Raw genomic sequence first — 23702 nt, 5'->3', positions numbered from 1 at the left:
ATGGCAAGGGTGGAGACGTTTTCCTGCCTCGACAACCGCGGTCGGTTTTGCAAAGACAGGATGCCCTGCGTGGCAGGCGAAAAGAACATGCCGGTAGGGGCCGGCGAGCGGAGTTTGATATGAGCGACCAGGACTTTCCCGCCCACGAATTGCCCGAACGCGAAGCGATGGAATTTGATGTTGTGATTGTGGGGGCGGGGCCTGCAGGTCTTGCTGCTGCAATCCGGCTGAAGCAGATCAATCCGGATCTGACGGTCGTGGTTCTGGAAAAGGGATCGGAAGTCGGCGCCCACATCCTGTCCGGCGCGGTCGTGGATCCGTCCGGCATCGACGCGCTGCTGCCGGACTGGCGCAGCGAGGACGGTCACCCCTTCAAGACGCCGGTAACGGACGACCAGTTCCTGTTCCTCGGGCCGGCCGGTTCGGTCCGCCTTCCGAACGTCCTGATGCCGCCGCTGATGAACAACCACGGCAACTACATCGTCTCGCTCGGCAATGTCTGTCGCTGGCTCGCCGAGAAGGCGGAAGGCTTGGGCGTCGAGATCTACCCGGGTTTTGCCGCAACCGAAGTGCTCTACAACGAAGCGGGCGCGGTGATCGGTGTCGCCACCGGCGACATGGGCGTCGAGCGCAACGGTGAACCGGGCCCGAACTTTACCCGGGGCATGGAACTGCACGGCAAGTATGTGCTTATCGGCGAGGGCGTGCGCGGTTCGCTCGCCAAGCAGCTGATCCTGCGTTATGACCTACAGAGCGGCCGCGAGCCGCAGAAATACGGCATCGGCCTCAAGGAACTCTGGGAGGTAAAGCCGGAAAACCACAAGCCGGGCCTGGTGCAGCACTCGTTCGGCTGGCCGCTCAACATGTCCACCGGCGGCGGTTCATTCCTCTACCACCTCGAGGACAATTTGGTTGCCGTCGGCTTCGTGGTTCACCTGAACTACAAGAACCCTTACCTCTACCCGTTCGAGGAATTCCAGCGCTTCAAGACGCATCCGGCGATCCGCTCCACCTTCGAGGGCGGCAAGCGCCTGACCTATGGCGCACGCGCCATCACCGAGGGTGGCTACCAATCGGTTCCGAAGCTTACCTTCCCGGGTGGCGCGCTGATCGGCTGCTCGGCCGGCCTCGTTAACGTCCCGCGCATCAAGGGCAGCCACAACGCGGTCCATTCCGGCATGCTGGCGGCAGAACACGTCGCCGCAGCGATTGCAGCTGGCCGCGCCAACGACGAAGTGGTCGAGATCGAGAACGAGTGGCGTTCGACCGCCATCGGCAAGGACCTGAAGCGGGTGCGCAACGTCAAGCCGCTCTGGTCGAAGCTCGGCACGGGCCTTGGCATTGCGCTCGGCGGCATCGACATGTGGACGAACCAGTTGCTCGGCTTCTCCTTCTTCGGCACGATGAAGCACGGCAAGACGGACGCGGCCTCGCTCGAGCCGGCGGCCAAGCACAAGAAGATCGATTATCCGAAGCCGGATGGGGTGCTCACCTTCGACCGCCTCTCGTCGGTCTTCCTGTCCAATACCAACCACGAGGAAGACCAGCCGGTCCACCTCCAGGTGAAGGACATGGACCTGCAGAAGCGCTCCGAACTGGAAGTTTTTGCCGGCCCCTCGACGCGCTACTGTCCGGCCGGCGTTTACGAATGGGTGGAGAAGGACGGCGAGCAGGTCTACGTCATCAACGCGCAGAACTGCGTCCACTGCAAGACCTGCGACATCAAGGACCCGAACCAGAACATCAACTGGGTACCGCCGCAGGGCGGTGAGGGACCGGTCTATCCGAATATGTGACTTTGGTTGCAGCTTGATCAGTCTATGGAAGCGCCGCCCGGACCTTGGCGGCGTTTTCGTTTCCGCTGACGCGTTCGTGATCGTCCGAGCAGGCCGGCACTTATCATTTCATTAACCATAATCTCAGTATTTCTGCGTCATCACTTTGACGCACCAAGGACACATTCATGTCGATTTCCCGTCGCGGCTTTCTTGCAGGCCTGCCGCTCCTTATGGCCGGCTGCGCCTCCACCGTTTCCGACCAGGCCAACTACGCGACGGTCAGCAATGAAGAGTTCCCGCTGAAGGCGGTGCCGATCGAGAAGATCAAGCCCGAACTTCGCCGCCAGGAAGTGGCCTATGTCACGCCGCATGCACCCGGAACAGTGGTGGTCGATACGCCCGCGCGCCGCGCCTATTTCGTGCTCGGCAATGGCCGTGCGATCCGCTACGGCGTCGGCGTTGGTCGCGCCGGCCTGGCGCTGTCAGGCAATGCCTATGTCGGTCGCAAGGCTGAGTGGCCGTCCTGGACGCCAACCCCCAACATGCAGCGCCGCGAGGAGCGTTACCGCAAGCTCGCCGGCGGCATGCCGGGCGGCCCGAACAACCCGCTCGGCGCCCGTGCGATGTATCTCTATCGCAACGGCAACGACACCATGTTCCGCCTGCACGGCACCAACCAGCCGGAATCGATCGGGCTTGCCATGTCGAGCGGCTGCATCCGCTTCATGAACCACGACATCATCGACCTCTACAACCGCGTCCAGGTCGGCGCCAAGGTCGTCGTGCTCCAGGCTTGATATTCAGGTTCGATGGGTGAGGGCCCGCCGCTTGCGGCGGGCTTTCGCTTGTCTGGGATCTAGCGCGATTTCCAGGCGACCACCATCATGCCGCCGATGACGGTGATGTGCTCCATCGCTACGTGGAATTCCATCGTGCGCATCGGCTCCTCCATCGACCAGAAATGATGGACGAGGGGGATGGTAAGCGCGGTGAAGACGGCAAGCGCACCGGCGCCCAGCCACGTCCAGCGGTTCAGGATCACCAGCAGCGATCCGCCGATCTGGACAATGATCGTCGCGATGTTGAAGGCAACCGCCGGCTCCAGGCCGAACTGCGCCATCTCGGCCACGCCGCCCTGGAAGTCGATGAGCTTCGAGAGGCCGCTTCCCCAGAAAGCGAAAGTCAGCACGATGCGGGCGAGATATCCGAACCAGGTCGTCCCCGTGACCGCGTCCAGCGGATTGCCAAAACTCGATGTCGATGAAGTTGCCATGATGTCCCCTCCGGTGTTTGTCCCGGCGAGATCATAGCTCAAGTCATGGCGCGCGTTAAGGTGTGGCGTGGCGCGTTTGCACCTATCGGGAGCAACCGTCCGGCTAAAAACCGGAAAGCACGATCTTGCCCTTGGTGCGGTTGCTTTCGATCATCGCATGCGCCTTCTTCAGGTTCTCGGCGTTGATCTTGCCCAGCGTTTCCGACAGAGTCGTTCGAAGCTTTTTGGCATCAACAAGCTCGGCCACATGGTTCAGCAGCTTGTGCTGTTCGATCATGTCTGCCGTCTGCCACACCGGCCGGGCAAACATCATCTCCCAGTGGATCGACAGCGCCTTGCTCTTGAAGGGCCGCAGGTCCATCGGCTCCTTGGGATCGTCGATCAACGACAGCCGGCCCTGCGGCGCGATCAGTTCGAGGATATCCGGCAGGTGCGTTTCTGTGTGGGTGGTGGAGAACACGAAAGCCGGTGCGCCGATCGCCATCTCGGCCAGTTGCTTTGCCATCGGCTTCGAGTGGTCGAGCACGTGGTGGGCGCCGAAATCGCGGATCCAGTCCATCGTTTCCGGCCGCGATCCGGTGCCGATCACCGTCACGTCGGAAAGTTCGCGCAAAAGCTGGATGGCAATCGAGCCGACGCCGCCGGCGCCGCCAATCACCAGCACGGCGTTCCACGCACCCGCCACCTTGTCCTGCACCTTCATGCGGTGGAACAGCGCCTCATAGGCGGTGATCGCCGTCAGCGGCAGGGCAGCGGCTTCCTCGAACGACAGTGTCTTCGGCTTGAAGCCGACGATCCGCTCGTCCACCAGGTGCAATTCGGCATTCGTGCCTGGACGGTTGATGGCGCCGGCGTAATAAACCTCGTCGCCCGGCTTGAAGAGCTTCACCTCCGGTCCGACGGCTTTCACCACGCCGGCTGCGTCATAACCCAGGATGCGGTGCTGGCCGGGCTCCACGGCGGCCGTGCGGCGGACCTTCGTATCCACCGGATTGACTGACACGGCACGGATTTCCACGAGCAGATCGCGACCCTTGGCTTCCGGCTCGGGAAGGTCGAGATCGAGCAGTGACGTTTCGGAAGTGATCGGCTGAGGCTGGTTGAACCCGACGGCGCGCATGGCATCTCCCTTTCCATAGGTGCTGGGAGACAAGATGGAACTTGTGCTCTGAGCGCGCAAGGACGGCGAAGGCGCCTGATGGGCGCCTTGCCGATTTTGTGATCTTGCTGATTTGGGCTGTCAGGCCCGGCCGCGTCTGGTCTCGAGCGTATGGGACACGAAGAACACGCCAAGCCCGAGCAGCGACAGGAAGGCGCCGACATAACCGGTGGCGGCGAATCCCCAGCCCCAGGTGATCACCAGCCCGCCGAGCCAGGCGCCCAGCGCATTGGCGATGTTGAAGGCGGAGTGGTTGGAGGCGGCGGCCAGCGTCTGCGCGTCGGCGGCAACATCCATGAGCCGCGTCTGCAGCGCGGGCCCGGCTGCAAAACCGCAGCCGATCAGGAAGACGCAAAGGCACAGCACCGCCGGATATTCCGCCCAGAGCCCGAAGGCGCCCATGACGAAGACGTTGAAGGCCATCACGCCGCCGATCGTGCCCATCAGCGACAGGTCGGCGAGGCGAGAGCCGACGATATTGCCGACATTCATGCCAATGCCGAAGAGCGCCAGCACGATCGCCACGGTGGTGACCGGCATGCCGGCGGTCACGGTTGTCGTGGAGGCGATATAGCTGAAGACCGAGAACATGCCGCCGAAGCCGACCGCTGCGATGCCGAGCGTCAGCCAGACCTGGCTGCGACCGAAGGCGCCGAGTTCGCGTTTGACGCTTGCGCCTTCCATCACCCTGTCGCGGGGCTGGAAATACCAGAGCAGCGCCACAGTCAGCGCGCCGATGCCGCCGACGAGGAAGAAGGCCGCACGCCAGCTTAGCAACTGGCCCATGAAGGTGGCGATCGGCGTGCCGAGCAGTGTTGCCACGGTCAGGCCCAGCATGACGCGGCCGACGGCGCGAGCCCGCTTGGTGGGCGGGACCATGGAGGCAGCGACAAGCGCCGCGACACCGAAATAGGCGCCGTGCGGCAGGCCGGTGATGAAGCGCAGCACCGTGAAGCTCCAGAAGTCGGGGGCAACGGCGCTGAGGATATTGCCGAGCGCGAACACCGCCATTAGCCCCAGGAGCAGGGTGCGGCGTGGCAGCCGCGCCGAAAGCACGGCGATCACCGGGGCGCCGACAACGACGCCGAGCGCATAGGCGCTGATGACATAACCCGCCATCGGGATGCTGACCTGATAGGTCGCGGCAACATCCGGGAGCAAGCCCATGATGGCGAATTCACCCGTTCCGATGCCGAAACCGCCAACGGCGAGCGCAATCTCGATGAGGAGCACAGCCATGGGTGTGAGGGAGGCAGCGGGGAGGTGGGGTGTTGGTCGGGAGGTATCCTGGACGGACTCGATGGGAGAAGCCGATTGGGTCATGATGCTGAATATGTCTTTGGCAAAAAAATACGGGCTGGAATGTGGGAGACATCCAACCCGTTCTGGAGGTAGGTGTGGTCAAAACGCTGACCATGCAGAGAGATTACCATGTCATTGTGCATTGCGGTAGATGGCGCCAGCGTGGCCTTGCGCAAGAATGCGTGAAACCGCAAGCCCAACTGCTAGGCCCGCCGTTTGGTTTCTTCAAACTCCACCGTTGATAAACGAGAAGCAGCAACCATTTCACTGTTCGTCCGTTCTTCCGCGGCCCGTTCGGCGCTGCCGCAAGTGAGATGCAATGAACCTTTTTGCCGTCTTCAACCGCGATGGCGGTACCTTCAAGACCACAGACATGAGCGCTTATTGCGCTCAGGCCACCGAAACCTTCAAGAAGGCCGGCCATGAGATCGAATGCCATGTCGTCTCGGGCGACAAGGTGGTCGAGACGATGGAACGTGCCGCCTCGACAAATGGCGTCGAGGGGCTGATCGCTGGCGGCGGCGATGGCACAATTTCCGCCGCGGCCGGCATTGCCTGGAAGAGCGGGATTGCGCTTGGCGTCGTTCCTGCCGGCACGATGAACCTCTTTGCCCGCTCGCTCAGACTGCCGCTCGATATCTGGGAGGTGCTCGACGCTCTTGCCAACGGAGTGCCCCAGAACATCGATATCGCCAGCGCCAACGGCAAAAGCTTCGTGCACCAGTTCTCCGCCGGCATGCATGCCCGCATGGTGCGCTATCGCAACTCCATGACCTTCGGCTCGCGGCTCGGCAAGATGCGCGCCAGCACCCGCGCCGCGATCGGCGTGATCTTCAACCCGCCGGAATTCGAGGTCGAATACAATGTCGAAGGCGAGGTCGGGCGGCGCCGCGTCTCGGCGATCTCCGTCTCCAACAACGAGTTCGGCCCGGACCCGCTGATGTATGCCGACCGGCTGGATCGTGGCGAACTGGGCTTTTATACGGCGGATCCGCTGGGTCCTGCCACTGCCGCAAAGCTCGTCTTCGATATCTTGCGCGGACGCTTGAAGGAGAACCCATCGGTCACCGCGATGACCGCACCCGAGCTTGAACTGCATTTCCCGCGATCGCGGCATGACGTGAAATGTGTCATCGATGGCGAATTGCTGCCGATGTCCCGTGACGTGCTGCTGAAGATCCACGCCGGCGAGCTCAAGGTGCTCGTCAACCAGCCGCAGTCGCCCGCCGATGGGGAAGGGCAGGGCAGCGGGATCTAGATCCGCGGCAGGTAGGTGCGGTAGTCGAAGTCGCTGACGGTCCGCAGGTAGGCGATCGCTTCCTTGCGCTTCGTGTCGCCGTAAAGCTTCTGGTAGCGCTCGCCGAACACGTCGCGGATGAAGGGCGAGGCGCGGAAATCCTCCACCGCCGTCAGGAAGTCGTGCGTCAGGCGGCCCGTGCCGGCCGGAGGCTCCTTGCCGGGCTCTGTCGGTGCGCCCGGATCAAGCGTCTCGTCGAGCCCCTTCAGCATGCCGCCGAGGATCGCAACGAGCAGCAGGTAGGGATTGGCATCCGCACCCGCGACGCGATGTTCGATGCGCGCGGCCGCTCCATCCTTGTCGGGAATGCGGACCGCCGTACCGCGATGGCCGAAGCCCCAGTCTATATCGACGGGCGCAAAGGATCCCGGCTGGAAGCGACGATAGGAATTGGCAAAGGGCGCGAAGATCAGTTGCGCGTCCCGCATGGTCTGCAGCATCCCCGCCGTCACCGATTTCAGCAGGGCCGGCTCGCCGCCCTTGGCATCGAGGATGTTGTTGCCGTCGCGGTCGATGATGCTGGCATGCACATGCAGCCCCGATCCCGCGTGCTCGGCATAAGGCTTGGCCATGCAGGTTGATTTCAGCCCGTGCTTTCGCGCTGCCTGTTCGGCAATCCGCTTCAGGTAGATGCAGTCGTCCGCCGCGGCCAGCGCATCGGTGCGGTGCAGAAGGTTCACCTCGAACTGGCCGGGGCCGAACTCCGCCGTGGTTGCATCGGCCGGCAGGTTCTGCGCCTTTGCCCAGGTCCGCACCGTCTGCAGGTAATCATCGAGCGCATCGACGGCGCGCATGTCGTAGAGCTGGAAACCATCCGGCGCGTTGCGGTACATCAGCGCTTCCGGCGGCCGCGGCTTGCCCGTCTGGCGCCAGTCGTCCTGCACCACGTAAAATTCGAGTTCCGTCGCCACCACCGGCGTCAGCCCGCGCTCGGCGAAACGCTGGAGGAGTGCGGCCAGGATGCCGCGCGGGTCCATGAAGCTCGGCTCGCCGGTGAGCTCATGCATGGTAGAAAGCACCTGCATCGACCCTGCCGGCGCCCAGGGCATCGGCGTCAGACTGCGCCTGTCGGCCACGCAGTTGCCGTCCGGGTCGCCGATCGTCAGCGATAGGCCGGTGATGTCGTCGTTGTCGTCGCCCCAGATGTCGAGGGACTGCGTCGAGGTGGGCAGCCGCACCGAACCCTCCCAGACCTTCTTTTCCGCCGTCATCGGGATACGCTTGCCGCGAAGGTCCCCGTTCATGCCGACAAGCAGGATTTCGATATGGGGATCGGCGGCATCAGGCATGCGAAACGGTCTCACAGGGTTGCAGAGGTTCGTTCGTAGCCGATAAGGATGGGAGGCACAATCTGAGGGGCTGAGTGACACACATATGAACGACCTGAAGAACACATCCAACCTCGCGGCCATCGATGCGGCCCACCATCTTCATCCGTTCTCGGACATGAAGGAACTGAACGCGAAGGGCACGCGCATCATCGAGCGGGCGGAAGGCGTGTTCATCTACGACTCGACCGGCAAGCGTTACCTGGATGCGTTTGCGGGCCTCTGGTGCGTCAATGTCGGTTATGGGCGCAAGTCTATCGCCGAGGCCGCAGCCCGCCAGATGCAGGAACTGCCCTATTACAACGCCTTTTTTGGCACCACGACGCCGCCCGCCACGTTGCTGGCGCAGAAGATTGCCTCCCATACCGGCGAAAAGCTGAAGCGCATCTTCTTTACCAATTCCGGCTCCGAGGCGACCGACACGTGGTTCCGGATGGCGCGGGTCTTCTGGAAGGCGCTTGGAAAGCCGCAGAAGACGCAGGTCATTGCCCGCCGGAACGGCTACCACGGCTCCACCGTTGCCGGTGCCTCTCTCGGCGGCATGAAGCTGATGCACGAGCAGGGCAACCTGCCGATCGAGGGCATCCACCATATCGGCCAGCCCTACTGGTATGCGGAAGGTGGTGATCTTTCTCCCGCCGATTTCGGCCTGAAGGTCGCGCGCGAACTGGAAGCGAAGATCGATGAACTGGGCGAAGATCAGGTCGCGGCCTTCGTGGCCGAACCGATCCAGGGGGCAGGCGGCGTCATCATCCCGCCGGAAACCTACTGGCCGGAGATCGCCCGCATCTGCAAGGCACGCAATATCCTGCTCGTCGTCGACGAGGTGATCTGCGGGTTCGGACGGCTCGGCGAGTGGTTCGGCCACCAGTATTACGGGATCGAGCCGGATCTTGCGCCGATCGCCAAGGGCCTGTCATCCGGCTACCTGCCGATTGGCGGCGTGCTGGTGTCCGATCGCGTTGCCGACGTGATGGTCGAGGAACTGGGGGATTTCCACCACGGCTTCACCTATTCCGGCCATCCGGTCTGCGCCGCGGCTGCGCTGGAAAACATCCGGATCCTGGAGGAAGAACGGCTGGTCGAGCGTGCGCGCGACCATATCGGTCCGTATTTCGCGGCAGCCTGGAAGTCGCTTGAAGACCATGAGGTGGTCGGCGAGGCACAAAGCGTTGGCCTGATGGGCGGGCTGCAGCTTGCGGCCGACAAATCGACCCGTCGCCGCTTTGCCAAGCCGGACGAGGTCGGCATGCTGGTGCGCAATCATTGCCTCCAGAACGGCCTCATCATGCGCGCCACCGGTGACCGCATGCTTGCCTCGCCGCCGCTGACGATCAACCGCCCGGAGGTGGACGAGGTGATCGACACGCTGCGCAAGGCGCTCGATCACCTGCGTGATGCCAAGATGGCTTAAGGCCGGTTTAGCGTCCGCTCGCGGCGGCCGTGACCCAGGCGTAACCGAAACCGACCCGGTCGTCGCGCCACGAATAACGATAGGGTACGGCAAGGGTGGAGGGCACCAGCACCTCCGGCTTGATGCCGTATTGCTGCAGGAAGGGGCCGAGATAAGCCGGCGTCTGCGTCGCATCGCCATCGAGCGGCCAGACAACAAGCCCGCCGCCCCGAAGCTCGTCTTCGGTGATCGTCTGGACCTGCTTGAAACCGGTGAAGATCACCTTGGCCTCGGGGATCTCGGTCCGCGCGCTGCCGGCGAGATAGGGATCCGTGGCGATCACATAAGCCGGCATATCTCCTCCATGTCGTTCGATCACCTCGTGGATGAACGGAGTGGAGGGCCAGTTTTCCTTGGCATATTTGCCGAACATGGGGCCGATGACGACGCCAATTGCCAGATAGATGATCCCACCCAGCGCCAACACCGAGACGGGCAAGACGAATCGTTCAACGCTTGCTGTCGCGTCGGCCCCGGCGGCTTCGATCTTGAGGCAGAGGTACAGCGGAACAAGCAGCAGGAATGGCGAGAGCCACTTTTCGCTGATGTTGCTCGCCCCGAAGCCCAGCGCAACCAACGCCACCAGGATAAGGCAGATCAGGATGGTGCGCCCGATGATCCGTGTCCATGGGCTGGTCGCCCGCCAGGCCTTGGGCAAGGCGGTTCGGAACGCAATGAGGAAGAAGCCAAGCACCGGCAGCCCGCCACCCGCAAGGGCGCCGAGCATGGCAAGGAGGCCGGTGATCCGGTCATTGACGGCATCACCCGAGGCATCTTCCCGCATGGCCGCAATCGTACCTGATGTCGCTTCGTTGAGGTTGCCAAGCACCCAGAACAGGTGCGGCAGGCAGATGAGGGCGGCGACCGCAACGGCCGCACCAAGCCGCCAGTCCAGCACCCGGTTGCGCAGGTCGCGCTCGGCGAGGACAGCCAGCACGGCCGCCAACGGCACAAGCACGAAGTTATATTTGCTGATCAGCCCCATGCCGACGGCAACGCCGGCAAACAGATAGGTCCCGAGGTTGGGACGCTGGATGGCGAGCAGGAAGGCATAGGTGAAGACGGCAACGGAAAACAACGTCGCCACCGCATGTGTAAGGTCCCGTTGGGCCACCACGCTGACGACCGGCATCGCCACGACGCCGAGCATGGCGATCGCCACGAGCCGCATGTCTTTCAGCACCAGCCTCGCCGCAAGGCCGTAGAAGACGCAGGTGAGGAAAAGCAGCAGGTTCTTGACGAGCGACAGCGCAAGGATCGAGGGGCCGATCAGCTGGATGACGCCATATTGCAGCCAGTTGTAGAAGGGCGGCTGGCGCCCGTATCCCATCAGCAGGAACTGCGACTGGATGAGTTGTTCGGCCTCGTCGCTTTCAAGCGCATCGGAACGCAGCACCCTCAGGACGATCGCCAGCAGGTAATAACCGGCGATCAGCCAAAGGACGATGGTGGGACGGCGGGCAAGCGCCTCACGTATGCTGAGGATCGCCCTCATAGACTTCCCTGATAATGTAGCTCACCGCGGTGTCTTCACGGTAATAGGTGCGGGCGATCATCTCGGCCAGGATGCCGGTGGTGATCATCTGCACTGCCGAGAGGAACAGCATCACCCCGATCATGAACAGGGGGCGTGTGCCGATGTCGTTGCCCATCAGGAACTTGTCGATGAACAGGTAGAACAGGATGATGCTCGACAGCGCGCCGAGCCCAAGGCCGAGCGACCCGAAGAAATGTCCCGGCCGCGCCTTGAAGCGCATGAAGAACATCACCGACAACAGGTCGAGAATGACCCGGAAGGTGCGGGAAATGCCGTATTTCGACACGCCATGCTGGCGCGCATGGTGGGTCACCGGCATCTCGCCGATGCGCGAGCTCGGTACCACGCCCGCTACCCAGGCCGGGATGAAGCGGTGCATTTCGCCCATCAGCTTCACCTGCTTGATTACCGAGCCGCGGTAGATCTTCAGCGAGCATCCGTAGTCATGCAGCCGCACGCCGGTGATGCGGCCGATCAGCCGGTTGGCGATGAAGGATGGGATCTTGCGCAGGAGCAACCCGTCCTGGCGGTTCTTGCGCCAGCCGACGAGGAGATCGAGTTCCCGCCGCTCCAGTTCCGCCACCATGGTGGGGATGTCCTTCGGGTCGTTCTGCAGGTCGCCGTCGAGCGTGGCGATCAGCCGGCCCTGTGCCTGGTTGATCCCGGCCTGCATGGCGGCCGTCTGTCCGAAATTGCGCTGCAGCGCGATGATCTTGAGGTTAAGACCCGGCCGGTTCAGCGCTTCGCGCGCATTGGCAATCGTTGCGTCCGTGCTCCCGTCATCGATGAGAAGAAGCTCCCAGATTGCCGGATAGCTCGCCATGGCTGCCGTGATACGGTCAATCAGCGGCCCGACGCTTTCCTCTTCATTGAAGAGCGGCACGACGAGGGAGAGTTCGATCGGTTCTGCCGTGTCGAGGCGGCTTGCCATCAACTCTGCTGTTGTACCCACTTTGTGTTTCTCCTAAACCACGGGCTCTGAGCGAACACGCTCACGCGGCGCTAACCCGATGTTTCAGATCCTGGTTCGTATGGGGCACCCCTAGTATATGAAGAACTCCCCGGTTGCCAGCCGCCCATCCTGGATAATTCGCAACGCCATGACGCTGCTGACGGTTGCGATCATCCTGGCTTATGCGGGTTTCATCCAGTGGGTCTGGGGATGGCAGACGGTAGCCTCGCTCTGGTCGGGCGCCGGCTGGGGCACGGGGCTCGTCGCGCTCGGCGCACTTCTCGTCACCTACGTTCTGCGCACCTGGCGCATCTACGATTATTTCCCGACCGAGACTGCAGGCCACTTCGGCAGCCTGTTGCGGCTGGTGCAGGTCCACAACCTGCTCAACATCATGCTGCCGTTCCGCACCGGGGAGGCGAGCTTTCCGTTGCTCATGAGGCGTGAGTTTGCCCTGCCGCTCGCCCGCACCACCTCGGCGCTTCTGGTGATGCGCCTGTTCGACCTGCACGCGCTGCTTGCTGCCGCCGGCGTTGGTCTGGTTCTCCAACACGGCGCGCCCTGGGCCTGGGCATTGTGGGCCTTGTTTCTCCTCGCACCGGTCGTCGCCTTTGCGCTTCGCAACCGCGTTTTCGATATTGCGGCTCGCCTCGTTCCCGCCAAGGGACGCAAGCTGGTGGCAGAGGTGAGGAGCGGCCTGCCTGCCAGTGGCGCAGCCTTCGCGCGCGCCTGGGGCGCGACGCTCGTCAACTGGTTCACCAAGATTGCGGTGCTCGCCTGGGTACTAGGCCTGCTCGGTGGCACGACGATTGCCCCAAGCTTTGGCGGCGCGCTCGGCGGTGAACTGTCCTCCGTCCTGCCCGTCCATGCGCCCGCTGGCGTCGGGACCTATCCGGCCGGCATTACCGCCGGCGCCATTGCCTTCGGCGCCGGGGCGACCGGCTCACCGCTCGAAGCTCTCGGCCAGGCGGCGGTCAACACCCACCTGCTGGTGATCGTGTCTTCGCTGGTCGGAACCGCGCTGTCATTGTTTGCGGCAAGGCGCAAGGGGAACTGATCAGGCAAAGGTCTGGAGGGGGAGCGCCAGGTCGTTCCCCCCTAATCAGCTATCTTGTCACTGGAACGCCGTCTCGTAGAAGCTCCGGAGCTTGCGGGAATGCAGGGCTTCCGGCGGCATGGCGGCAAGCTTCTGCACGGCGCGGATGCCGATCTGCAGATGCTGACTGACCTGGCTGCGGTAGAAGGCCGTCGCCATGCCGGGCAGCTTCAACTCGCCATGCAGCGGACGGTCGGAAACGCAGAGGAGCGTGCCGTAGGGAACGCGGAAGCGGAAGCCGTTGGCGGCGATCGTCGCCGATTCCATGTCGAGCGCAATGGCTCGCGACTGGGACAGCCGCTTGACCGGTCCACGCTGGTCGCGCAGTTCCCAGTTACGATTGTCGATCGTTGCGACCGTGCCGGTACGCATGATGCGCTTCAGCTCAAAGCCTTGGTAGCCGGTGACTTCCTCAACGGCGCTCTCGAGCGCCTGCTGCACTTCCGCCAGCGCCGGGATCGGCACCCAGACCGGCAGGTCGTCATCGAGAACGTGGTCTTCGCGCACATAGGCATGCGCCAGAACGTAGTCGCCGAGCCGCTGGCTGTTGCGAAGCCCGGCGCAGTGGCCAACCATTAGCCAGGCATGCGGGCGCAGCACTGCAATGTGGTCGGTGATCGTCTTGGCGTTGGAGGGACCAACGCCGATGTTGACGAGCGTGATGCCCGCATGGCCCTTTTTCTTCAGGTGGTAGGCCGGCATCTGCGGCATGCGCACCACCGCATCCGTTTCCGGCTTGGCCTTGCCGGCGAGCGTGACGATGTTGCCCGGCTCGACAAAGGCCGTGTAGCCGTCGCCGCCCTCGGCCATCATCTTGCGCGCCCAAGCCGCGAACTCGTCAATATAGAACTGGTAGTTCGTAAAGAGCACGAAGTTCTGGAAGTGCTCGGCGCCCGTCGCCGTATAGTGGCTGAGGCGCGCGAGCGAATAGTCGATGCGCTGCGCCGTGAAGGGCGCAAGCGGCGATGGCACGCCCGAGGTTTCCTCATATTCGCCATTGGCGATCAGGTCGTCGGTGTTGTTGAGGTCGGGCGTATCGAAGAGGTCGCGCATCGGAATGTCTGACAGCGCACTCGTCGCCGACGCCTCGACATGCGCACCTTCGCCGAAGGCAAAGTGCAGCGGGATCGGCGTCGAGGATTCCGACACCGTCACCGGGACGCCGTGATTGCGCATCAAGAGCCCGAGCTGTTCCTTGAGGTAGTGCCGGAAGAGCTTCGGCCGGGTGATCGTCGTGGTGTAGACCCCCGGCGAAGTGACATGCCCGTAGGAGAGGCGCGAGTCGGCATGGCCGAACGACGTCGTCTCGATGCTGACCTGCGGATAGAAGGCGCGGTAGCGGCCCGTTACCGGGGCGCCGTCTGCCAGCTTGCCGAAGGACTCGATGAGAAACGTCGTATTGCGTTCGTAGAGCTCGGTCAGGGCGTCCACGGCTTCGACCGGATTGTCGAAGACACGCGGTTCAGGCGCGCTCGGGCTGATGAAGGGGAGGGGAGAGACGGAAGAGATTCGTGTTGTCATGAGCCATTATAGTGAGAACATTGCGACAAGCAAATTGCAGTAGATCTCACCTTAATGGAGCAACTCAAAGAGTTGCAATGCATCCCTGCTTAAGCGGAGATGTCTGGCAATTGATCGACCATTCGGAGCGCAGGCGCGATACCTTGCCATTCTTCTGCGCCACAAGCGCGGTGAAGGAAAAGGCGAAGATCGCCATGATCAGCGTGAAGATGGTGAAGCGGCGTACCAGAATGCCCATTGTTCTCTCCCAAGCCCGATGCTGGAAGATTGACAGGCCGCGCCTGAATAGGTGCTGATCTTGAAATTCATCCGCCGTTCAAAATGATGAACGACAAAACCCGCCGAAAGGATCGGCGGGTTTTGTGGGATCAAGCCGGCTGACCGGCCGTATTCCATGATCTGAACCAGTTGCGACCTGGTTCAGCCGGTGTCTTGAAGGAACTGCTTAGCCGAACGGGCGAAGAGCGCCGTCGTAATAGTCACCGGAATCCTGCGAACCGTCGAGGTCGGCATTGCCCGAACCCGTGTTGTTGTAGATCGAGTCGTAGCGCATGATGCTGCCGGTCGACATACGGTCAACGTCCTGGCCGCGCGACTGTTCTACGCTCGGCGGAGACATCGGAAGGGCGTCAGGGCTGGAATATACAGCGTCCTGTGCCGAAGCGACACCGGCAATGCCGGTAACCATGAGGGCAGCGATAGTAGCGGGGATATAGCGTTTCATTTCTATGTCCTTTCTTTGTTATCGGAGCCAGGCGTTCGAACCGCCCGGTTCGTCTACAAAATCCCTTCCGGCAAAGATCGTTCCATAGAAATTGCCCGCCTTTGCTGCGTCGCATCATATCGGCGGTGGAGAAGGACGGATAAGGGGAGCTACTTCAGGCTGCAAATGCGGCTTGGCAGCGGAAAAATCACAAAAGCCTGCGGGTTTATGTGATTGATTCGCGAAACGGCTTCACGTAATCTTGAGTAAGTGCCTGGTTTCAGAGTCCAGTCACAACACTTGGAGAAGACGATTGCGACCCGTCTTTTCCGTACGGTGTCTTGAATGAACTGCGAATGCCAGCCGCGCGAGCGGCTGGCATTTCTTTTGGGAGGATCGGTTGGCCGATCCGTCTCGCTGTTGCAGTTTTAGCTGCCCGCAAGGACCGGCCTTGGCCGATTAGTTCGGACGGTGTGCGCCGTCGTAGTAGTCACCGCTGTTCAGGCCGGATTCGCGGTTGTCGCGGCTGCCGCCGTTGTTGAACGGAAGGCGGCCGTTGTCGCGGGCAGTAATGCTGCCGGTGCTGTTGCGGTCAATCGAGCTGCCGTAGGCGTCACGGGTAGTGCCTTCATAATAGTTGCCTTCTGCGAGGGCGACAGAGGTGAAGGAAGCCGAAGCGATAAGAGCGGCAGCGATAGCGGAAATGGTCTTGGTCATAATAATGTCTTCCATGGATGGGCCCTCGGCGCAGGAACTGCGCCTGGAGGGTTTTGGGTCATGCGATATTGATTGAGTCCGGTTGATTAGTTCGGACGGAATGCACCGTCGTAGTAGTCGCCGGAGTTCAGCGTGCTTTCAGTCTGGGCGTTGTCCGACTGGGCGGCGCGGGAAACAGAACCGGTGTAGCCATAGCGGCTGCTGTGGACGCTCTGTGTAGCGTTGGTCTGTTCGTTGCGTTCAACGCCGCGGTAGTAGTCGCCTTCGTCAGCCAGTGCGACGGAAGCGAAGGAGGCCGAGGCCAGGAAAGCGGCTGCGATAGCGGAAGTGATCTTGGTCATTGTCTTAACCTTTCAGAGTTTGCCGTTGCCTTGAGTTTGCGACCTGGCAAGCGGCGGGTTTTCGTTGTCTCGAATGAACTGCGGTTAGTTCGGGCGGTTTGCGCCGTCGTAGTAATCACCGGAGTTGATGACGGTGCGTTCCTGCGACTGCGCTGCTGCAGAACCGGCATAGCCGTAGCTTACCGAGCTGCGGGCGACAGGATGCTTCTGCGTTGCCTGCTCGCTGAACGATGCAGACGGGCCTTCGTAATAGTTGCCCTCGGCCAGTGCGGCCGTGGCGAAGGAGGCGGAAGCAACCAGCGTTGCTGCGATAGCGGATGTGATCTTGGTCATTGTCGGAATCCTTCAGAGTTCGCCGCTGCCCTTAAGCTTGCGACCTGGGCAAGCGGCGTTTGTTTCAGTGTCTGGAATGAACTGCGTTTAGTTCGGACGGTGTGCGCCGTCGTAGTAGTCGCCGGAATTGACAGCGGCGACGCGATCTTCAGACTGGGCAACAGAACCGGCATAGCCGTAGCTGACAGTGCTGTGCGATACAGACTGCTGCTGAGCCTGCTGGTTTGCGACCGGAGCCGCTCCTTCATAATAGTTGCCTTCGGCGAGTGCGGCCGTAGCGAAGGAAGCGGAAGCGATCAGGCTTGCTGCAATAGCGGAAGTGATCTTGGTCATTGTCGTGGTCCTTTCAGAGTTCCAGCGGCTTAAAGTTTGCGACCAAGCACGCCGGGGTTCGTTACGATGTCTTGAATGAACTGCTTGTTTAGTTTGGGCGCTTTGCGCCTTCGTAGTAGTCGCCACGGTCGAAATGAACCGAAGCATGGCGGTCACCGTTCTCGATGCTACCCGTCGTAATATGATCGACGGATGCGCGTTCGTTGGCACCTGTATAATAATCACCCTCGTCTGCCAGAGCGGGGCCTGCGACTGAGGCCAACAAAGCCGCAGCGAGTAAAGAATTGATCGTCTTCATTGTCTTGCGTCCCTGTGATTCCTCTAGCCGTATGTTTTCGAACCGAGGAATTTCGTTTGCGAGGTTGATATCGGACCGATCGGTTCGATCCGGAAGGCCAAGTTTTGACAACTGCTGTCAACGAGACGTTGACGATCGATTTTTCGCTGGCGGGATATGGACTGCGATCGGGCGCGCGCTCCGCTCGGTTCAGGTGGCTGATCGGTCGATCGCGACGCGTCGAGGCACCAGAAAATTGATTAAAGTCAATTCGTTATCGGCGGCGACGTGGTGTACCCTGATCAGGAGCTTCCTCCGGCCGCTCGGTTTCTGCGCGTCAAAAGCGGGCCGCCGCGAAATCGATTTCACATAAGTGTGACGCCAAATTTTTTTGTGCCCGTGCCTCTTGAAGACGCGGATTTGGGAGAATTCGGTACCTGGATACGCGGGAAGATGACGTTTCTGGAGAATGAGAGGCGGCGCAAACGGCCCCGCCTCAGATTCTTTTTCTCAGAATGTTAAAAAGGGTGCCGCGGCTAGAGGCGGCTCCAGGTCTGGGTCTTGCAGAAGATCTTCATCACGCAGCCCTTCATCTTGAGCGAGTTGCCGCTCACGGATCCGGATCCGGAATATGTCTTGTCTTCCGCAGGGTCGGTAATCGAGCCGCTATATTCGGCCCCCTTGCCGGACATGCGGCCGATCTGCTTGCCAGCATATTTCCCGGTCTTGAGCGTAACGCAGTAGGCGCTGCCGCATTTGCCGATCGCCGCCGTCTCGCCGCTGGCTGTTTTCCAGTTGCCTTCGATGGGCTCTGCAGCCTGCGCGGTCGTCGCAACGATTGCGAACGCAGCTGCCAGCATGAGCTTCTTCATTCAGGGTCTCCTCCAAACCGACAGATGCCTCCACGCATCTGTTCGCGCCGCAACTCAGTCGGCAGGCGGAGAAATTACCTTACGCACACGTAAAGGTAAATAGCGCCCCAGCGACCTTGGAAAGCATCTTCTGGGGCGCTCATTGCCGTTCGTATCCGGTTCGGGACCGTCTTTTATGGTTTCGGGTTGGTTTAATTCCAAATCTGAACTTCGCGTAAAAATCGAGGCAAATCGCCTGCGTCGCAAGGAAAGCGATGTTTAACAAAAACCCAATTTTACCAAGTATTTGCACTTTGTTTGTCTCAAGTTAATCATGCTTTTTAGGCGACTTTTGAAAGGTTGGCGGCATAGTCGGGGCATCAAACGAGCGGGAAAAACCGCCGGCCGGACGAACCGGAAGAGCCGCATAAGACGGCGGTTCGGACGGAACCAAAACAGGGCAGTCGACAACAAGCTTTCAACAGGGATCTAAACCGATGGCACGCTTTGAAATGAATGCTTCCGAGATGGCCTCCATGGGTGGCGATAATCGGGCTGATACCTTCTGCGAGATGGGATTGATGTATGCGACCGGCCGCGGCTGCGACATTGATCTGGTCTCGGCACACAAGTGGCTGAACATCGCGGCGATCAAGGGCTCGGACCGCGCTGCCGAGTTGCGCGCCGACCTTGCACAGACGATGACCAAGATGCAGCTTGCCGAAGCCCTGCGGGCCGCCCGCGAGTGGATGACCATCCACTAAGGCATCAGGCTTTCATTTCAGGCCAGCCGGTGAAGAGCTGGCCACAACAAGTCCATGAGGGGACGGAGCGGGAACACCAGCCACCGCTCGTTATTTAAACCGCGACCGGCAGAAACAAGGCCGGCGCGGTTTTCTGCTTTAGCCCAGCGTCTTCAAAACCTGCGGCAAGGCTTCCTCGAGAAGCTTCATGTCCGATTCCAGCCCGGTGCTGATGCGGATGCAGCGGTTGAGCGGTGCCACGCCCGGCATGCGGATGAAGACGCCGTGCTCCATCAGGCCATCCACGATCGACCGCGCATAGGCGCCGTCGCGGCCACAGTCGATTGCCACGAAGTTCGTGGCCGAGGGCAGGGGGTTCAAGCCATTGGCCGTCGCGATCGCCGCGATCCTGTCGCGCGATGCGCGGATCTTCTCGATCACCTCGCCCAGATAAGCCTGGTCCTTCAGCGCCGCGATGGCGGCCGCCACGCCGATGCGGTTCATGCCGAAATGGTTGCGGATCTTGTCGAAGGCGCCCGCCGTCCCGGGCGTTGAGATCGCGTAGCCGACGCGCGAGCCCGCCATGCCATAGGCCTTGGAGAAGGTGCGGGTGCGGATGACGTTCGGCCGGTCGATGAGCGCAGAAATGGCGGGCGTTGCGCCGGCAGGCCCGGTCTCGCAATAAGCCTCGTCGAGGATCATCAGGCAGGTCTCGGGCAGCGCCTTGGCGAAAGCGACGATGCTGTCGGCATCCCACCAGCTTCCCATCGGGTTGTCCGGATTGGCGAAATAAACCAGCGGCGCATCTTCCCGCCGCACCGCGTCCATGAGGGCGTCGAGGTTTTCCCGGTCATCAACATAAGGCACGGTCACCAGGCGACCGCCATGGCCTGCGACATGGAAGTTGAAGGTGGGATAGGCGCCAAGCGAGGTGACGACGGGCATGCCGGGATTGATGACAAGGCGCACGATCATGCCGAGCAGGCTGTCGATGCCTTCGCCGATCGCTATATTGTCTGCGCCGCAGCCGAGATGCTCGGCGAGCGCCTGGCGCAGGTCGTGATTTTCCGGATCGGCATATTTCCAGGTGTAGCGTGCCGCAACGGCCATCGCCTCGATGGCGGACGGGGCAGGGCCGAAGCCGTTTTCGTTCGCGCCGATGCGCGCCTTCACCGCCAGTCCCCGACCACGTTCGATCGCTTCCGGTCCCACGAAGGGCACGGTTGCCGGCAGGGCATTGATGAGGGGGGTAAAGCGCGAGAATGCAGGCATGTTCTGTGTCCGGATGAAAAGTCGGCACAGAATAAGTGCGAATCGCGGCCGTGCAAGCCACTGCAGGGGGCATGCAGCGTCATGCCCGGAAAAGTTTTACCCGCGCTCCGCCGGTTCAGCCTGGATTCGTTTCAATGGCTGGTCTCGAAGCTCAGCCGGATGACATGATGAAGGAATTCCGGATCGATCAGCATGTTGAAGCCGACGGTCACCTTTTCTTCTTCGCGGCGGATGACGGTGCATCCGATATCGTCATGGATGCCCATGATCTCGAGGAAGAAGTTGCCGGGCACCGGCAGGTTCGGGCTCACCTCGAGTTCGGCGCCTGCCAGCGAGATGGTGCGCACGAGGCAGCGGTAACTTGTGCTGGTGCTGAGGTGACGGCCGACGAAGATGATCTTGCCGGGACGATCCACCGGGTATTTCTCGAAAACCTCGTCCGTCTGTTCTGTGCGACCTGCGTCGACTTCGATGTTCAAGGGCATGTTAACCCTCCTTCTCACTCCCTATTGAATGGACGCTACAGTAACTCCCTTCAGATTGCGTGAAACGAACAGATAAAATGCCTGCGAAGCTTCGCCCCTTATAGATAAAGCCGAAGCTGTCTCGTTCTGGCACGGCGCGTGCCGGGCATGTCGCCGTGTTGACCCCTGGATGTCGCAGCGTTACCCCTTGTGCGCATTGATTGGTGCTACTTCACGACTGGCATCAAGAAGAGGGACATGCGCGTGACAGGCAGGTTGGTGATCGTAGGGGCAGGGCAGGCAGGTTTTGCCCTGGCTGCAAAGCTGAGGGCGCTGAAGGATATGCGTCCGATCACGATGATCGGCGCCGAGGATGTGATTCCCTACCAGCGCCCGCCGCTCTCCAAGAAATACCTGCTTGGCGAATCGAGCTTCGATCGCCTGACCTTCCGCCCTGAAGCCTGGTACGCGGAAAACCAGGTCGAGCTTCGGCTGTCGTCTTATGTCGAGGAAATCGACCGGCAGAACAAAAGCGTGCGCATGCAGGATGGCTCGGTCGCCGAATACGACACGCTGGCGCTTGCCATGGGCGCAACGCCGCGCACGCTGCCGGCGACCATTGGTGGCGACCTGCAAGGCGTCTTCACCGTGCGGGCCAAGCGGGATGCGGACCTGCTGGTCGACGAGATGAGGCCGGGCCGGCGCCTTCTCATTATCGGTGGCGGTTACATTGGCCTGGAGGCCGCCGCGGTGGCTCGTCACCTCGGGCTCGACGTGACGCTGATCGAGATGGCCGACCGCATTCTCCAGCGCGTCGCGTCGCGCGAAACAGCCGACGCCATGCGCGCCATCCACCAGCAGCACGGCGTCACGATCCGCGAAAATACGGGCCTGCAGCGTCTTGTCGGCGAAGACGGCAAGGTCACGGCGGCAGAACTCTCCGACGGCACGACGATCACGGTCGACCTCGTCATCGTTGGTATCGGCGTCGCGTCCAACGACCGGCTGGCCCAGGATTGTGGGCTCGACGTCGGTAATGGAATCATTGTTGATGAATTCGCCCGCACCTCCGACCCGGCGATCTTCGCCATGGGCGATTGCGCCAGCCTGCTGTGGAAGGGCAAACGCGTTCGTCTCGAATCGGTGCAGAACGCCGTCGATCAGGCGGAGGCCGCAGCCGCCGTCATGGCGGGCGGTTCGGCCCCTTACGAACCGAAGCCCTGGTTCTGGTCGGATCAGTATGACGTGAAGCTGCAGATCGCCGGCTTCAACTATGGCTACGACGAAACCCTGGTTCGCCCGGGCGCGCGCGAAGGCAGCCTTTCCGTCTGGTATTTCGCGCAAGGCCGGTTCATCGCTGTTGACGCGATCAACGATGCCAAGGCCTATGTCAGCGGCAAGAAGATGCTTGAGTCGGGTATCGAGCCTGACAAAGCTGTTCTCGCCGACCCGTCTCAGGATCTGAAACAACTTCTCGCTTGAAGGATCACGCAATGCCGGCTCCCAGGAATCACTTCAAGGCAGCTCTCAAGGCCGGCCAGCCGCAGATCGGGCTTTGGCTGAACATGGGCGAAGCCCTGATGGCGGAGATTGCCGGACACGCGGGCTTCGACTGGCTTGTGATTGATGGCGAGCATGGCCCGAACGATGTTCGCAGCATCCTTGCGCAGCTCCAGGCGCTCTCTGCTTCGCCGTCCGAAGTCGTTGTCCGTCCGCCGATCGGCGAAACCTGGGTGATCAAGCAGATGCTCGATATCGGTGCGCGCACGCTGCTCGTGCCGATGGTTGACTCGGCGGAGCAGGCCAAGGAACTGGTTCGCGCCGTCCGTTATCCCCCGCATGGGGTCCGCGGCGTAGGCGCAGCGGTGGCGCGCGCTTCGAACTTCAACAACATTGCCGATTATGCGCACACCGCGGCGGACGAGATCTGCCTTCTGGTGCAGGTCGAAACCATGGCCGCGATTCGTGATCTTGAGAACATCGTGGCTGTGGATGGCGTTGACGGCGTCTTTATCGGCCCGGCCGATCTTTCTGCCGACATGGGTTATCTCGGAAACGCTGATGCACCGGAAGTGCAGGAAGTGATCGAGAAGGCGCTCGGCACCATCGTCCGCTCCGGCAAAGCAGCCGGCATCCTGACCTTCAGCGAATCGCTAAACCGCCGTTACCTCGATCTCGGAGCGACTTTTGTTGCGGTTGGCGCCGATGTTACCGAGTTTGCCGGTGCACTGGCGAATCTCGCGGGCCGCTACGGCCGCGGCAAAGACGGCAAGGCCGCTGGCGTCAGCTATTAAAAGCCGCTCCGGCAGGGCTCCAGGACCTGCCGGACACGGTCTCCGTCACAAAGTTCTGTCGGAGACTCACAAAGGCCTTGCATCAATTGGGGCGCTAACATAGTTAGACCGCACCGGAGAGGTGGCCGAGTGGTCGAAGGCGCTCCCCTGCTAAGGGAGTATACGTCAAAAGCGTATCGAGGGTTCGAATCCCTTCCTCTCCGCCATCCATTTCATTCTCCCTTCCCAAGCCTCCTGACGTTCTCCCGAGTCGCGCAAACGCTGCGTCGATTCTCTGGAATCCCGCACCGGGAAAGACTTTAAGTGACTGCTGCCACAGCCGTTTCTTAATAATGTCTAAAGTTTTACCCGGGTTGCCCCTCCGCTTTGTGTCCTTTCGGCAACATGGCGACGTGAAGCAGGCAGGCGAGGGCGCGGGACGCGACATTCACGATTGCAAGCCATCCATCGTCTTGTATCTTCATCCTCAGAAGCGAGGCGGTGGATCGCCCTTCTTCTGGCACTCGACGGGGATGGGGCAGGGAAGCTGTCCTTCAGCAAAAAGAACCCAGACCCATACGAAACTTTGACTGGAGGTCAAAAATGAACATCAAGAGCCTTCTTCTCGGCTCCGCTGCTGCCCTCGCAGCAGTATCCGGCGCTCAGGCTGCCGACGCAATCGTCGCTGCAGAACCGGAG

Annotated in this window: 25 protein-coding genes and 1 tRNA gene; 9 read left to right on the top strand and 17 right to left on the bottom strand. The window is 61.5% G+C overall.

The window, feature by feature from the left end; translation table 11 throughout:
- Positions 1-119 precede the first annotated feature (119 nt).
- Both M0654_RS17300 and M0654_RS17295 read left to right on the top strand, forming a co-directional pair.
- Positions 120-1796 carry an electron transfer flavoprotein-ubiquinone oxidoreductase gene (locus M0654_RS17300; RefSeq protein WP_248684157.1) on the top strand — a complete coding sequence of 559 codons (1677 nt, stop codon included), beginning with the start codon at positions 120-122 and terminating at the stop codon, positions 1794-1796.
- Positions 1797-1963: 167 nt separating this feature from the next.
- Positions 1964-2575, top strand: a complete 612-nt coding sequence (locus tag M0654_RS17295) for a L,D-transpeptidase (protein WP_248684156.1) — start codon at positions 1964-1966, stop codon at positions 2573-2575.
- A 59-nt stretch (positions 2576-2634) separates the two neighbouring features.
- Here the strand turns inward: M0654_RS17295 and M0654_RS17290 are convergent, their stop codons facing one another.
- The 3 genes from M0654_RS17290 to M0654_RS17280 all read right to left on the bottom strand — a co-directional run bounded on the left by M0654_RS17290 (position 2635) and on the right by M0654_RS17280 (position 5449).
- Complete coding sequence (locus M0654_RS17290) at positions 2635-3051, bottom strand: DoxX family protein (RefSeq protein WP_118849057.1); 417 nt, start codon at positions 3049-3051, stop codon at positions 2635-2637.
- A 103-nt stretch (positions 3052-3154) separates the two neighbouring features.
- Complete coding sequence (locus M0654_RS17285; protein ID WP_248684155.1) at positions 3155-4171, bottom strand: zinc-binding alcohol dehydrogenase family protein; 1017 nt, start codon at positions 4169-4171, stop codon at positions 3155-3157.
- A gap of 120 nt (positions 4172-4291) precedes the next feature.
- The gene (locus M0654_RS17280; protein WP_248684154.1) at positions 4292-5449 is read right to left on the bottom strand and encodes an MFS transporter; all 1158 of its coding nucleotides are present in this window, start codon (positions 5447-5449) and stop codon (positions 4292-4294) included.
- A 382-nt stretch (positions 5450-5831) separates the two neighbouring features.
- On the opposite strand from M0654_RS17280, the gene M0654_RS17275 reads away from it, so the two are divergent.
- Positions 5832-6770: a diacylglycerol/lipid kinase family protein gene (locus M0654_RS17275; RefSeq protein ID WP_248684153.1), complete on the top strand. Its 939-nt coding sequence runs from the start codon at positions 5832-5834 to the stop codon at positions 6768-6770.
- Here the strand turns inward: M0654_RS17275 and M0654_RS17270 are convergent.
- Positions 6767-8098: a glutamine synthetase family protein gene (locus M0654_RS17270; protein ID WP_248684152.1), complete on the bottom strand. Its 1332-nt coding sequence runs from the start codon at positions 8096-8098 to the stop codon at positions 6767-6769. The two genes, M0654_RS17275 and M0654_RS17270, sit on opposite strands and share 4 nt — an antisense overlap.
- A gap of 85 nt (positions 8099-8183) precedes the next feature.
- On the opposite strand from M0654_RS17270, the gene M0654_RS17265 reads away from it, so the two are divergent.
- Positions 8184-9551 carry an aspartate aminotransferase family protein gene (locus M0654_RS17265; protein WP_248684151.1) on the top strand — a complete coding sequence of 456 codons (1368 nt, stop codon included), beginning with the start codon at positions 8184-8186 and terminating at the stop codon, positions 9549-9551.
- 7 nt (positions 9552-9558) lie between these two features.
- Here the strand turns inward: M0654_RS17265 and M0654_RS17260 are convergent, their stop codons facing one another.
- Together M0654_RS17260 and M0654_RS17255 are read right to left on the bottom strand one after the other, a co-directional pair.
- Positions 9559-11085: a glycosyltransferase family 39 protein gene (locus M0654_RS17260; RefSeq protein ID WP_248684150.1), complete on the bottom strand. Its 1527-nt coding sequence runs from the start codon at positions 11083-11085 to the stop codon at positions 9559-9561.
- The gene (locus tag M0654_RS17255) at positions 11060-12058 is read right to left on the bottom strand and encodes a glycosyltransferase family 2 protein (protein WP_248684181.1); all 999 of its coding nucleotides are present in this window, start codon (positions 12056-12058) and stop codon (positions 11060-11062) included. The genes M0654_RS17260 and M0654_RS17255 overlap by 26 nt, the downstream gene beginning before the upstream one ends.
- 118 nt (positions 12059-12176) lie before the next feature.
- Between M0654_RS17255 and M0654_RS17250 the strand changes: the two genes are divergently transcribed.
- Entirely contained in the window at positions 12177-13136 is a 960-nt protein-coding gene (locus M0654_RS17250) for a lysylphosphatidylglycerol synthase transmembrane domain-containing protein (RefSeq protein ID WP_248684149.1), read from the top strand.
- Positions 13137-13193: 57 nt separating this feature from the next.
- Here M0654_RS17250 and amn read toward each other — a convergent pair whose 3' ends face one another.
- The 9 genes from amn to M0654_RS17205 all read right to left on the bottom strand — a co-directional run bounded on the left by amn (position 13194) and on the right by M0654_RS17205 (position 18272).
- Positions 13194-14696, bottom strand: coding sequence for an AMP nucleosidase (gene amn / locus M0654_RS17245; protein WP_248684148.1), 1503 nt, complete (start codon positions 14694-14696; stop codon positions 13194-13196).
- 64 nt (positions 14697-14760) lie between these two features.
- Positions 14761-14934: a hypothetical protein gene (locus tag M0654_RS17240; protein WP_248684147.1), complete on the bottom strand. Its 174-nt coding sequence runs from the start codon at positions 14932-14934 to the stop codon at positions 14761-14763.
- A gap of 207 nt (positions 14935-15141) precedes the next feature.
- Positions 15142-15420: a hypothetical protein gene (locus tag M0654_RS17235; protein ID WP_150132680.1), complete on the bottom strand. Its 279-nt coding sequence runs from the start codon at positions 15418-15420 to the stop codon at positions 15142-15144.
- A 438-nt stretch (positions 15421-15858) separates the two neighbouring features.
- Positions 15859-16131, bottom strand: a complete 273-nt coding sequence (locus M0654_RS17230) for a hypothetical protein (protein WP_245450403.1) — start codon at positions 16129-16131, stop codon at positions 15859-15861.
- A gap of 71 nt (positions 16132-16202) precedes the next feature.
- Positions 16203-16457 (bottom strand): hypothetical protein, encoded by a 255-nt coding sequence (locus tag M0654_RS17225; RefSeq protein ID WP_118849069.1) that lies wholly within the window; start codon positions 16455-16457, stop codon positions 16203-16205.
- A gap of 84 nt (positions 16458-16541) precedes the next feature.
- Positions 16542-16790 carry a hypothetical protein gene (locus tag M0654_RS17220; protein WP_248684146.1) on the bottom strand — a complete coding sequence of 83 codons (249 nt, stop codon included), beginning with the start codon at positions 16788-16790 and terminating at the stop codon, positions 16542-16544.
- A gap of 87 nt (positions 16791-16877) precedes the next feature.
- Positions 16878-17123, bottom strand: coding sequence for a hypothetical protein (locus M0654_RS17215; RefSeq protein WP_248684145.1), 246 nt, complete (start codon positions 17121-17123; stop codon positions 16878-16880).
- Positions 17124-17211: 88 nt separating this feature from the next.
- Positions 17212-17421: a hypothetical protein gene (locus M0654_RS17210; protein WP_118849072.1), complete on the bottom strand. Its 210-nt coding sequence runs from the start codon at positions 17419-17421 to the stop codon at positions 17212-17214.
- Positions 17422-17936: 515 nt separating this feature from the next.
- Complete coding sequence (locus M0654_RS17205) at positions 17937-18272, bottom strand: DUF2147 domain-containing protein (RefSeq protein ID WP_118849073.1); 336 nt, start codon at positions 18270-18272, stop codon at positions 17937-17939.
- Between the two features lie 476 nt (positions 18273-18748).
- Here M0654_RS17205 and M0654_RS17200 point away from each other — a divergent pair, with 476 nt between their 5' ends.
- Complete coding sequence (locus M0654_RS17200; RefSeq protein ID WP_118849074.1) at positions 18749-19015, top strand: sel1 repeat family protein; 267 nt, start codon at positions 18749-18751, stop codon at positions 19013-19015.
- 138 nt (positions 19016-19153) lie between these two features.
- Here M0654_RS17200 and M0654_RS17195 read toward each other — a convergent pair whose 3' ends face one another.
- Both M0654_RS17195 and M0654_RS17190 read right to left on the bottom strand, forming a co-directional pair.
- Positions 19154-20266, bottom strand: coding sequence for a pyridoxal phosphate-dependent aminotransferase (locus tag M0654_RS17195; RefSeq protein ID WP_248684144.1), 1113 nt, complete (start codon positions 20264-20266; stop codon positions 19154-19156).
- A gap of 131 nt (positions 20267-20397) precedes the next feature.
- Positions 20398-20751, bottom strand: coding sequence for a PilZ domain-containing protein (locus M0654_RS17190; RefSeq protein WP_248684143.1), 354 nt, complete (start codon positions 20749-20751; stop codon positions 20398-20400).
- Between the two features lie 243 nt (positions 20752-20994).
- Here M0654_RS17190 and M0654_RS17185 point away from each other — a divergent pair, with 243 nt between their 5' ends.
- The 3 genes from M0654_RS17185 (at position 20995) to M0654_RS17175 (ending at position 23230) form a co-directional block, all read left to right on the top strand.
- Positions 20995-22212, top strand: coding sequence for an NAD(P)/FAD-dependent oxidoreductase (locus M0654_RS17185; RefSeq protein WP_248684180.1), 1218 nt, complete (start codon positions 20995-20997; stop codon positions 22210-22212).
- Positions 22213-22223: 11 nt separating this feature from the next.
- Positions 22224-23024 carry an aldolase/citrate lyase family protein gene (locus tag M0654_RS17180; protein WP_248684142.1) on the top strand — a complete coding sequence of 267 codons (801 nt, stop codon included), beginning with the start codon at positions 22224-22226 and terminating at the stop codon, positions 23022-23024.
- A gap of 115 nt (positions 23025-23139) precedes the next feature.
- Positions 23140-23230 (top strand) — tRNA-Ser (locus M0654_RS17175).
- The last annotated feature ends 472 nt before the right edge of the window (positions 23231-23702 follow it).

It is taken from the genome of Neorhizobium turbinariae (genome assembly GCF_023223505.1).
Taxonomy (GTDB): Bacteria; Pseudomonadota; Alphaproteobacteria; order Rhizobiales; family Rhizobiaceae; genus Neorhizobium; species Neorhizobium turbinariae.
This window is presented reverse-complemented; position numbering and strand designations above follow the sequence as displayed.

What these genes read in the sequence shown, in the direction of transcription:
- M0654_RS17300 (WP_248684157.1), top strand. Translation starts at nt 120, where the DNA reads ATGAGCGACCAGGACTTTCCCGCCCACGAATTGCCCGAACGCGAAGCG.
- M0654_RS17295 (WP_248684156.1), top strand. Translation starts at nt 1,964, where the DNA reads ATGTCGATTTCCCGTCGCGGCTTTCTTGCAGGCCTGCCGCTCCTTATG.
- M0654_RS17290 (WP_118849057.1), bottom strand. Translation starts at nt 3,051, where the DNA reads ATGGCAACTTCATCGACATCGAGTTTTGGCAATCCGCTGGACGCGGTC.
- M0654_RS17285 (WP_248684155.1), bottom strand. Translation starts at nt 4,171, where the DNA reads ATGCGCGCCGTCGGGTTCAACCAGCCTCAGCCGATCACTTCCGAAACG.
- M0654_RS17280 (WP_248684154.1), bottom strand. Translation starts at nt 5,449, where the DNA reads ATGGCTGTGCTCCTCATCGAGATTGCGCTCGCCGTTGGCGGTTTCGGC.
- M0654_RS17275 (WP_248684153.1), top strand. Translation starts at nt 5,832, where the DNA reads ATGAACCTTTTTGCCGTCTTCAACCGCGATGGCGGTACCTTCAAGACC.
- M0654_RS17270 (WP_248684152.1), bottom strand. Translation starts at nt 8,098, where the DNA reads ATGCCTGATGCCGCCGATCCCCATATCGAAATCCTGCTTGTCGGCATG.
- M0654_RS17265 (WP_248684151.1), top strand. Translation starts at nt 8,184, where the DNA reads ATGAACGACCTGAAGAACACATCCAACCTCGCGGCCATCGATGCGGCC.
- M0654_RS17260 (WP_248684150.1), bottom strand. Translation starts at nt 11,085, where the DNA reads ATGAGGGCGATCCTCAGCATACGTGAGGCGCTTGCCCGCCGTCCCACC.
- M0654_RS17255 (WP_248684181.1), bottom strand. Translation starts at nt 12,058, where the DNA reads ATGGCAAGCCGCCTCGACACGGCAGAACCGATCGAACTCTCCCTCGTC.
- M0654_RS17250 (WP_248684149.1), top strand. Translation starts at nt 12,177, where the DNA reads ATGAAGAACTCCCCGGTTGCCAGCCGCCCATCCTGGATAATTCGCAAC.
- amn (WP_248684148.1), bottom strand. Translation starts at nt 14,696, where the DNA reads ATGACAACACGAATCTCTTCCGTCTCTCCCCTCCCCTTCATCAGCCCG.
- M0654_RS17240 (WP_248684147.1), bottom strand. Translation starts at nt 14,934, where the DNA reads ATGGGCATTCTGGTACGCCGCTTCACCATCTTCACGCTGATCATGGCG.
- M0654_RS17235 (WP_150132680.1), bottom strand. Translation starts at nt 15,420, where the DNA reads ATGAAACGCTATATCCCCGCTACTATCGCTGCCCTCATGGTTACCGGC.
- M0654_RS17230 (WP_245450403.1), bottom strand. Translation starts at nt 16,131, where the DNA reads ATGGAAGACATTATTATGACCAAGACCATTTCCGCTATCGCTGCCGCT.
- M0654_RS17225 (WP_118849069.1), bottom strand. Translation starts at nt 16,457, where the DNA reads ATGACCAAGATCACTTCCGCTATCGCAGCCGCTTTCCTGGCCTCGGCC.
- M0654_RS17220 (WP_248684146.1), bottom strand. Translation starts at nt 16,790, where the DNA reads ATGACCAAGATCACATCCGCTATCGCAGCAACGCTGGTTGCTTCCGCC.
- M0654_RS17215 (WP_248684145.1), bottom strand. Translation starts at nt 17,123, where the DNA reads ATGACCAAGATCACTTCCGCTATTGCAGCAAGCCTGATCGCTTCCGCT.
- M0654_RS17210 (WP_118849072.1), bottom strand. Translation starts at nt 17,421, where the DNA reads ATGAAGACGATCAATTCTTTACTCGCTGCGGCTTTGTTGGCCTCAGTC.
- M0654_RS17205 (WP_118849073.1), bottom strand. Translation starts at nt 18,272, where the DNA reads ATGAAGAAGCTCATGCTGGCAGCTGCGTTCGCAATCGTTGCGACGACC.
- M0654_RS17200 (WP_118849074.1), top strand. Translation starts at nt 18,749, where the DNA reads ATGGCACGCTTTGAAATGAATGCTTCCGAGATGGCCTCCATGGGTGGC.
- M0654_RS17195 (WP_248684144.1), bottom strand. Translation starts at nt 20,266, where the DNA reads ATGCCTGCATTCTCGCGCTTTACCCCCCTCATCAATGCCCTGCCGGCA.
- M0654_RS17190 (WP_248684143.1), bottom strand. Translation starts at nt 20,751, where the DNA reads ATGCCCTTGAACATCGAAGTCGACGCAGGTCGCACAGAACAGACGGAC.
- M0654_RS17180 (WP_248684142.1), top strand. Translation starts at nt 22,224, where the DNA reads ATGCCGGCTCCCAGGAATCACTTCAAGGCAGCTCTCAAGGCCGGCCAG.